Origin of the sequence: Pseudomonas antarctica, from assembly GCF_900624995.1 — a bacterium.
In the GTDB taxonomy this organism is placed as follows: domain Bacteria; phylum Pseudomonadota; class Gammaproteobacteria; order Pseudomonadales; family Pseudomonadaceae; genus Aquipseudomonas; species Aquipseudomonas antarctica.
On sequence record NZ_UYXQ01000146.1, the window covers coordinates 1 to 8716 of the forward strand.

The 8716-nt window shown below is 58.5% G+C and carries 5 protein-coding genes; 2 read left to right on the forward strand and 3 right to left on the reverse strand.

Annotation, left to right across the window (positions count from 1 at the left end):
- The coding region (locus E0F99_RS27095; RefSeq protein ID WP_130909034.1) for a lactonase family protein at positions 1 to 980 on the reverse strand (980 nt) is incomplete at its 3' end.
- Positions 967 to 1263 (reverse strand): DUF5629 family protein, encoded by a 297-nt coding sequence (locus E0F99_RS30155; protein ID WP_083358666.1) that lies wholly within the window; start codon positions 1261 to 1263, stop codon positions 967 to 969. The genes E0F99_RS27095 and E0F99_RS30155, both read right to left, overlap by 14 nt.
- Before the next feature lie 295 nt (positions 1264 to 1558).
- On the opposite strand from E0F99_RS30155, the gene E0F99_RS30720 reads away from it, so the two are divergent.
- Positions 1559 to 3835, forward strand: a complete 2277-nt coding sequence (locus tag E0F99_RS30720; protein WP_232000071.1) for a dermonecrotic toxin domain-containing protein — start codon at positions 1559 to 1561, stop codon at positions 3833 to 3835.
- A gap of 21 nt (positions 3836 to 3856) precedes the next feature.
- Positions 3857 to 6616: a hypothetical protein gene (locus E0F99_RS30725; protein WP_232000072.1), complete on the forward strand. Its 2760-nt coding sequence runs from the start codon at positions 3857 to 3859 to the stop codon at positions 6614 to 6616.
- 57 nt (positions 6617 to 6673) lie between these two features.
- Here E0F99_RS30725 and E0F99_RS27110 read toward each other — a convergent pair.
- On the reverse strand, positions 6674 to 8716 hold a 2043-nt coding region (locus E0F99_RS27110; RefSeq protein WP_130909035.1), incomplete at its 5' end, for an efflux RND transporter permease subunit.

The following is an 8716-nucleotide window of genomic DNA, read 5'->3' on the forward strand; positions in this document are numbered from 1 at the left end:
TTCAGCTCCTTGTGGTGCGCGGTGGCCGGGTCGATGCTGAACACCAGCACCTGGTTGGCGGTGCCACGGTTGCTCACGTAGAGGAATTTGCCATCGCTTGAAGCATGCAGTGCGGCGCCGGCCTTGTCGGACACCGGTTGCCCGCCTGCGAACTCCACCAGTTGGGTTTGGCTGAGCTTGCCGTCGTTGTAATCAAACACCGCGACCTGGGCGCTCATCTCGGTGGTCAGCCAGGCATGCTTGCCGTCCGCGCTGAACAACAAGTGACGCGGGCCGCTGCCGGGCGGCAGCTGCACCGAGGCCGGGTTGGCCGGGGTCAGTGGCAGCTCGTGGTTGGCCTTGGGGTCGTAGTGGTAGGCAAAAATCTTGTCGGCCCCAAGGTCCTGAACAAACACGTACTTGCCGTCCGGCGGTGACACCACCGAATGCACATGGTTGGAAGCCTGGCGCTCAGGGTTCACCCGGCTGGACGGGTGCCCGCTCAGTTGCACCGGCGCCGACAGCTTGCCGTTGGCGTCGACCGGCAGCACGGCCAGGCTACCGCCCGGATCTTCCAGTACCGAATAGTTGGCGACAAACAGGTAACGGCCGTCAGCGGCGAGGCTGGAATGGGTCGGCTCATTGCCCAGGCTCTGCACCTGGTTGATCAGGCTGAGTTGATGATTCTGCGGGTCAATGCTGTAGCTGCTGACGCGGCCGACCGGGTCTTTCTGGCCCGGGCCGTTCTCGTTGACCACAAACAGATGCTTCTGGTCTTTGGAGATCGTCAGCCACGATGGGTTGGCCGCCTTCGCCGCCAGCACGGGCTTGCCGCTGAACTGGCCCGTACGGCTGTCGAATTGCAGGCGATAAATACCTTCACTGGTGCCGCCCGTGTAGCTGCCCACCAGCAGGTCGTAAGTGTCAACCTGCGCGGCGTGCACCGACATCGCACCGACACTGCCCGCCATCAGCAGAGGCCAGAATTTACGCATCATCATCCGCTTCATCCTCATCGTTATTGTTGCCGGTGACGCCGCTCATGCAGACCAGGCGATGCTCGCCCGAGTCGCCGGTAAGGGTCCAGCTTTGCAGGGGTTGATCAAAGACTGCAGCGTTGACTTGCTCCAGGCTGAAACTCCAGCGCTTTTCGGCACGACCGTCCATGCAAATGATCAGTAACTTCTGGTCATCCAGGCTGAAATCGAAGGTGTGCAGCCCATCGATTTCGACCATCTGGCAGTCTTTAAAAGCGTCGAGCAAGGTCGCGGTGTCGGCAGTCATAACCATCAATCATCAAGAGGAAAGACCTCATGATAGGTCAAATTGTTGCATCAGCCTAAGGCTCTGCCGTCAACCCTGCGCTGCGTTTACATGCAGCCATAATTGCCGCGCCCTACCCAGGCATGCGCATCATCAACAGTTGCCGCAGATAAACCCTCAGCTGAAACAGCTGATTACCCATTTTCCATTTCACTGAAAAGCGCTGGTCGTTAGTTTCCCGCTCACCTGTTCACTTCACGCGCCCAGGACCAAATCCGGACGGCGAGCACACTCTCTACGACAAGGAAGCTATACGATGATCCATGGAAACTACTCTCCCGGACTTTTCAACAGCGCTCTGCGCACCGTACTGCCACTTCGCCCTACCCGCCAGCCGGTCGAAGCGTCCGTAGCGACTATCGACGCCCATACCAAGCCCGAGCCCCAGAAAGCGCTAAACGAACCGCTGCAAAGACGCACGCGCGAAGCCGTACTGACCGCTGCCCGGCTATCCGCGGCGCCTGCTGTTTCTTCTTCCCAACCCAATACTGCGTCCAGCTTATCCAATATCACCGCCAATGCGGTCGCCCATCAATTCGCCGGGCGCCCCACACTACGCACGGTAATATCGGGCTTGCTCAGCGACGCCATCAAAAAAAACTACCCCACCCTGATTTTCAACCCCGAACACACATCGTTGGCCGTACCGTTCTCAAGCAACCCACCACAATACCGCTTGACCCCTTTGGTGGATGTGGCCCTGAAGCACTTGACCAACGGCGGCGAATTGGACTTTACCGACAAGCACTCCCTGGCCTGCACGTTGATCGATCAAACCACGGGCCGTACGCTCAAGCCCGAGCCCTTGGCGGGAGCGCTGGTGCCAGGCATCGACATGCAGGCCATTGAACTGATCATCCGCAGCCTGCGCACCAACTTCAAGCACGGATTCGAACAGGCACTGCTTCGCCACTTCACCGGCACTGCCAATAGCGACCGTAACGCCATCGACGCCGACGCGAACCGCTGGCTATGGCTCAGCAACACGCTCAGCGATTACCTGAGAACCAGCGCCTTGAAACAGTCCGGGCTCACTGACGAACAACGCGAGACCCTCGATCAGGTCGTAACCTACCCAGATCAGACGCAACGTCGGCGTGTAAAAGGCGCCACGGCAGCCAACGTGTTCATGCTGGAATGCGCCGTGCGCCGCGACGGTAATGCATCCGCACAGCTCGGCCCTGACCTGCTGATCACCCGAGAAGTTGGCGGCCGAACGCAGGTACTGCACACGACCCCGGCCGGAGTGGTCACACCGTATGACTCACTGCAAGCATTCGGCGAAGCCTGGGGGCGAAACCTGGAGACGGCATTTGCCTTCGACACCTTGAGCTGGAAACGCCGGGAGCCCGACGCCGATATTTTCGATACACAAGCGGCGGCCCTCCTCAATGCCATGGTAGAAAACGTAGCGTCCATTGCTGTTCCTTCGTCGGGCACGCTTGATGAGCTGGAACAGACATTCTCGCGGGCAAGCGACCCCAGCCCCTGGTTTGTGGGCGCTTATACCCCTGATGTTGCCGAGCTTGGACGGCTGCGTGACAAACTGCCGGGTTGGCTCAATAACGCCAGCAAAGCTGAACGCGACGCCTACCGGCATCACGCACTGGCGCTGGCCAGCAGTGTGCAACGCAACAAAGGTCGGACATTCCTGGAGGGTGTGCCCGATATCCGCACTTTCGCTCAGCAACAGCTGGACCTGCAATTGGCTGGCAAAGGCTATACAGCGAACGACGTGGAAGTGGTGTTCAAGGTCGCGGTGGGTAACCTGGGCAGCGGCTACATCGAACGGGTGAAAATGAGCCTGGTCGACATGGCCCTGGAAAACCTCGCGGGCTTGCCCAAGGGCGAAATGGAAGTCCACTTGCGCGGGCAACCGGTCAGCGATACGCAAATGCCGCAAATGCTTAAGAACCTGATCAACACGGTGGATGTCGGCGGCCAGTACCCACAGTTGCTCAAACAGCAACTGCTCAGTGACACACAGCCGGCCCGTGACCGCACCACTCGTTTCGTCGAACAAGTGCCCATTCAGCTCGCCATGCAGGCGTTGGAACTCAAGCTCAAGGGTGAGTCCGGCATGACCATGCAGGGCTATCGATTTATCGAAGCGGTCTGCCAGCCCGCAGCGGGCAGCAAACAGGTGGACGGACAAGACATCACCGTGCGGCCCTTGGCATTTGTGCGCAAGCCCGGCGCCATCCCGGACGTGGCCGAGAACATGTTCCTGATCGAACCGTTGGACCCCACCGGCGGCCCGCATATTATCTATCGCCCCCAACTGAAACCGGCGTTGCTTGAATTCGCCAGCCGCGGCGCGCTGCTGGAGGCCATCCGCCAGACGGGGCCATTACAAGAGAGCGTTCTGGCGTGGTTACCGAACGACAAAGTCCGAGCGGTCTATGGCAACGGCGGTTTTCTCACGCCCAATATTTCGCGCTACTACGTGTTCAATGAGTTCGACCCGCCCACCACGCCCAAGCCCACGACGCTGGCCATAGACGGTTACGCCGACGCCGCCACGCTACGCTAGGCGCTGCTCAACGGTGACCTGATGAAGCATTTGTTTCATTCCAATGCCAACAGCCTGGTCACCCTGGCCGAAGGCCAATCCACCTCAGACGCTGAAAGCCGCTGGGCCTCGCACAAGGAACTGGGCTGGCTGCTGTTCAACACGCTGCTGCCGGTATTACGCGGGCCGGGCGCGATGGCAGGCTGGTTGCTGCAACTGGCCAATAGCGAAGAAGACATCAAGCGGCTTTCCACACCAAACGACCCGGACCCGTCTGCGGCGGTGGTCGATTTGCTGATCAATCTGAGCCTGACACTGACTCACGCACCCGCTTCAGAACCCGGCAAACCGGCGCACTCTTTTGAGCCCTTCAAGAAAGCCCCGAACGCCGAAGGCGCCGGGCCGCGCCCCCGCGACAGCAATGAGCCCAGCCTTAACCACGCCGATACCCGGCAGGCCCCAACCGCGCCCACCTCCGGCGGCTTTGGCGGCGATAACACGGCCATTGATATCCGATTATCAAGCCCTCGCGGGTTAACACCCCGCCTGCTTGCACACATCGATTCGTTCAAGGTGGCGGCGCCGGAAGCCGCCGGTTCCCCGATAACCGACGGTATTAAAAGAGGCTTGTACCTGTCCAATGACCGGCTTTACGTCACTATCGGCCATGATTGGTTCCGCGTAGCAGTAGACCTGGACGGCCCCTACGTCATTGACGAAAAAAACAAGGCGCGCACGGCGCCCCCCATCAAACGCGACGCCCAAGGCACGTGGGGGTTTGACGTTGCGCCCAAGCTCAAGGGCGGTATGCCGAAAGCCAACAACCCGCAGGATACGGTCGCAAAAAGCATGCAAGAGATGTCCCTGGCGGAGACTAACTATCGGCGCAGTCTGAAGGTAAGTAAGAAGGTTTCACTAACATTTGGCACGGCAGTGGGAAGAGTCAAGGAGAAACTTGCCGAGTACGATACTGCTCGAAAAAAACTCAAGACGCTTCGAAACCTGACAAGAAACGAGGCCTCAGCACATCGATTCCTCATTCCCTATTGGGAACAGCAGCAGGCCGCCCATGCGCTCAAGAGCAACCTGGATCAACAACTTGAGGCGCTCAAGCCGATGACAGAAGCACTTCTGGGCGCCAGTGAAAAAACCATTAAAGCTATTGAGCCCAAGAAAATCGGCGGGGTCGACGACCTGTCCAAATTCAAACAGAACCGCTCAGAGGAATACCAACGCACGCTGCACGCCCTGACGGAGGTAGAAAACGTTTACAACAGCTTGGCCAACGACGCCCGCCAGCACGGCGTGACCGGCGCCTCGCTGGAAGAGTTGACAAGCCTGACCAACAGCGGCTCCAGGGTCGCTTACGATGAAATGATGGAAGTGTCCGACATGGCTTATGAGGCCAACAAAGCGCTGTTGGCGTCGAAGCAGGCTGTCAGCTCCCTGTTTGATCAGTGGAAGAATGATTCCCCTTTTGGCAGTAAGGCAGCCGTGGAATACATCAAAGAGCGATACGACGACCCCCTTGCCGCCAGGATAATCACAACAAAACTGAACAGAATGTCCTATCTCAAACTACTGATCACTACATGGGACGCCCGAAGTGCAGGGGCGGCCGATCCTCAGTTAAAGCGATTCCTGAAGGAAAACCTGAGAACCGAAATAGCGGCCTTCAAGAATCTACGCCAATTCAATGGCTACACCTTGAGCGAACGAAATGCCACGCTGACAACCATTATTACTAAATTCAAACAGGTATTGAGCGACAGTCTCCTGATGCAGGAGGAACACCCCGCGCTCTTTCGGACCGAGTACCAGCAGCGTTTCACTGAAGCGCTCAATGACCTCATCGCCGACGCGCAAGCTGAGTTGCTCGAGGGCGTCAAAGAGGAGCAGTTTCTTATCCCACCCCCGCCCCCGCGCAACGAACAACGGGCGAAACCGCAGAATCAACGCGTCTTCAAGACTGAATATAAGGAGACCTTGATCGGCACATTGCGCGCACCACAGGCCGGTCAACCAATTAACATCATCGATGTACTCGACCCCCAAAGCGGGCAACCGATCGCGAGCTACGGCGAACATCCCGGTGAGCGTGGGTGGGTGAAAATCGTTCAAGGGCAGCCCGTACAATCGCCCCAAGCCACACCACCGAAATCCTTGGCCAGCTACAAGAGTGAGGCACAACAGTTGATGGAGGCCGCCACCCGCAGCGAGCAGACGATTCTGTTCCAGAAACGCAAGCTTGACGATCCCCTGCGACGGGACACCGTCTACCCCAAGGATTGGAACGACATGCTGGAAACAAAGGCCCATCAACTTGAGGCGATGGCGCAGCAGATCGAAGCCAGCCACGGTGCCAGGCCGGAAACCGCCGCATTGGTTACACGATGGCGAGCCGCCGCCGATGAAATGCTGCAAAAGGCTCGCCGACATGCGGCAGACGGCTACATGGTCCAGCCACCGACTGCAGAAAATGTCGATTTCTTATGGCGCCATGGTTTTGTCGACATCAACCTGGTACGACGGGATATCCCGACCAAAAGCGGTGACGTCTTCACCGAATACGCTGTCCGCAAAAAAGGCAAAATCGACGTGGTGTGGTATGCGCACTTCCACTATCCGGAAAAAAACTGGCCACGGGCTGACCACCGGGCCGCGCATCTGAAAATCCCGTCCCAACGCACTAAAACTCAAAAGGACTTGATTGCCGAAGCCGGCAGCAATGGGGTTGTGGAAAAAATAATCAAAGCCAGGATCACACCGCCGCTGGATGAGAGGCTGTTTCTGAAGTTGTGAAACTAATGAGCTGACTCGATGCAAAAAGCCGCACATTGTGCGGCTTTTTCTTCACGGCTAATGCGCAAACAACGAATTGCCCTTCTGCCCCGCCAACTTCTCCGGCTTGATCAGAAAGCGCGCCAACGCTGGCAACAGCCACAATGCGCCGAACATGTTCCACAGCAGCATGAAGGTCAGCATCAAGCCCATGTCGGCCTGGAACTTGATGGCCGAGAAGATCCAGGTGCACACACCGATGGCCAGGCACAGGCCGGTAAACAACACGGCTTTGCCGGTGGACTTGAGCGTCTGGTAATACGCCTCTTGCAGTGGCAAACCGGCGCGCAGGAAGCTTTCAAGGCGGCTGTAGATGTAGATGCCGTAGTCCACGCCAATCCCCACGCCCAAAGCCACCACCGGCAAAGTCGCGACCTTGACGCCAATGCCCATGAACGCCATCAGCGCGTTGCCCAGCACCGAAGTCAGTACCAGTGGCAACACGATGCACAGGGTTGCCGCCCAAGAGCGGAAGGTGATCATGCACATGGTTGCCACGCACAGGTACACCAGAATCAGAATGGTCAGCTCAGACTCTTTGATCACCTCGTTGGTCGCGGCTTCGATCCCGGCATTACCGGCGGCGAGGATGAATTCCAGGCCGTCCTTGTTGTTCTCCTTGGCGAAGTCCTGCACCGCATGCACCGCGCGGTCGAGGGTTTCGGCCTTGTGGTCGTTAAGGAACACCAGCACCGGCGCCACCGAGCAATTGTTGTTGTACAGCCCGTCGGCGCGGGCGATGGAGTTGTTCAGCACGTCGGGGTTGCGCGACAGGGTTTCCCATTTCAGGTTGCCCTCGTTCATGCCCTTGATCATCTGCTTGGACACGGTCACCAACGAGATCGCCGACTGCACACCTTCGGTGTTCTGCATCTTCCACATCAACTGGTCGATGGGCGCCATGGCTTCGTAGCGCGAGCAGCCTTCGGCACGGGTCTTGACCATCACCACCAGCACGTCGGAGCTGGTGGAGTAGTTGCTGATGATGAAGTTGTTGTCTTTGTTGTAGCGCGAGTCCGGGCGCAGTTCCGGTGCGCCTTGATCGAGGTCGCCGATCTTCAGATTCTGGCTGTACCAGAGGCCGCCACCGAAGGCGATCAGCGCCAGCAGGATAGAGACCGGCGCGACTTTGGCGCTGGCGAATTTGGACAGCAGGCGCCAGAACGGGTGTTCGCGGTGCGCGTCCTTTTTGCTCTTGGCGATGGCGCGTTTGCTGATGCCGACATAGGAGATTGCCACCGGCAGCAGGATCAAGTTAGTGAACACAATCACCGCCACGCCGATCGAGGCACCGATGGCCAGTTCGCGGATCACGCCGATATCGATGATCAGCAACGTGATGAAGCCCACGGCGTCGGCGAGGATGGCGATCATCCCCGGCAGGAACAGTTGCCGGAACGTGCGGCGGGCCGCCGTCAGTGCGTTGTCCGCCTCACTCGATTGCAGGGCGATACCGTTGATCTTCTGCACACCGTGGGAAATACCGATGGCAAAGATCAGGAACGGCACCAGCATCGAATACGGATCGAGGCCGAAACCGAAAAAGTGCATCAAGCCGAGTTGCCAGACCACCGCCACCAACGTGGTGCTCAGCACCGCGACGGTGCTGCGCAGGCAGTTGGTGAACCACAGCAGCAGAATCAGGGTGATCACGAACGCGATGCCGAAGAACATCACCACCATCACCAGGCCGTCAATCAGGTCGCCGACCTTCTTCGCAAAGCCGACGATGTGGATCTTGACGTTAGGGTTCTGCGCTTCGAACTTGTCGCGGATCTTGTCTTCAAGTTCATGGGAGAATTTGCGGTAGTCCAGGGCCAGCAACTTGCCCTGGTCTTGTGGGTCCGGGTAGGACTCCAGCAGCGGGATGTCGACGATGCTCGACTTGAAGTCGTTGGCCACCAGGCGACCGACCTGGCCGGACTTGAGCACGTTGTTGCGCAGCTGGTCGAGGCTTGCCGGTGAGCCGTTGTAGCTTTGCGGGATCACTTCGCCGCCGGCAAAGCCTTCTTCGGTGACTTCGGTCCAGCGCACGCTGGGGCTCAGCTCGGAAGAGCGACG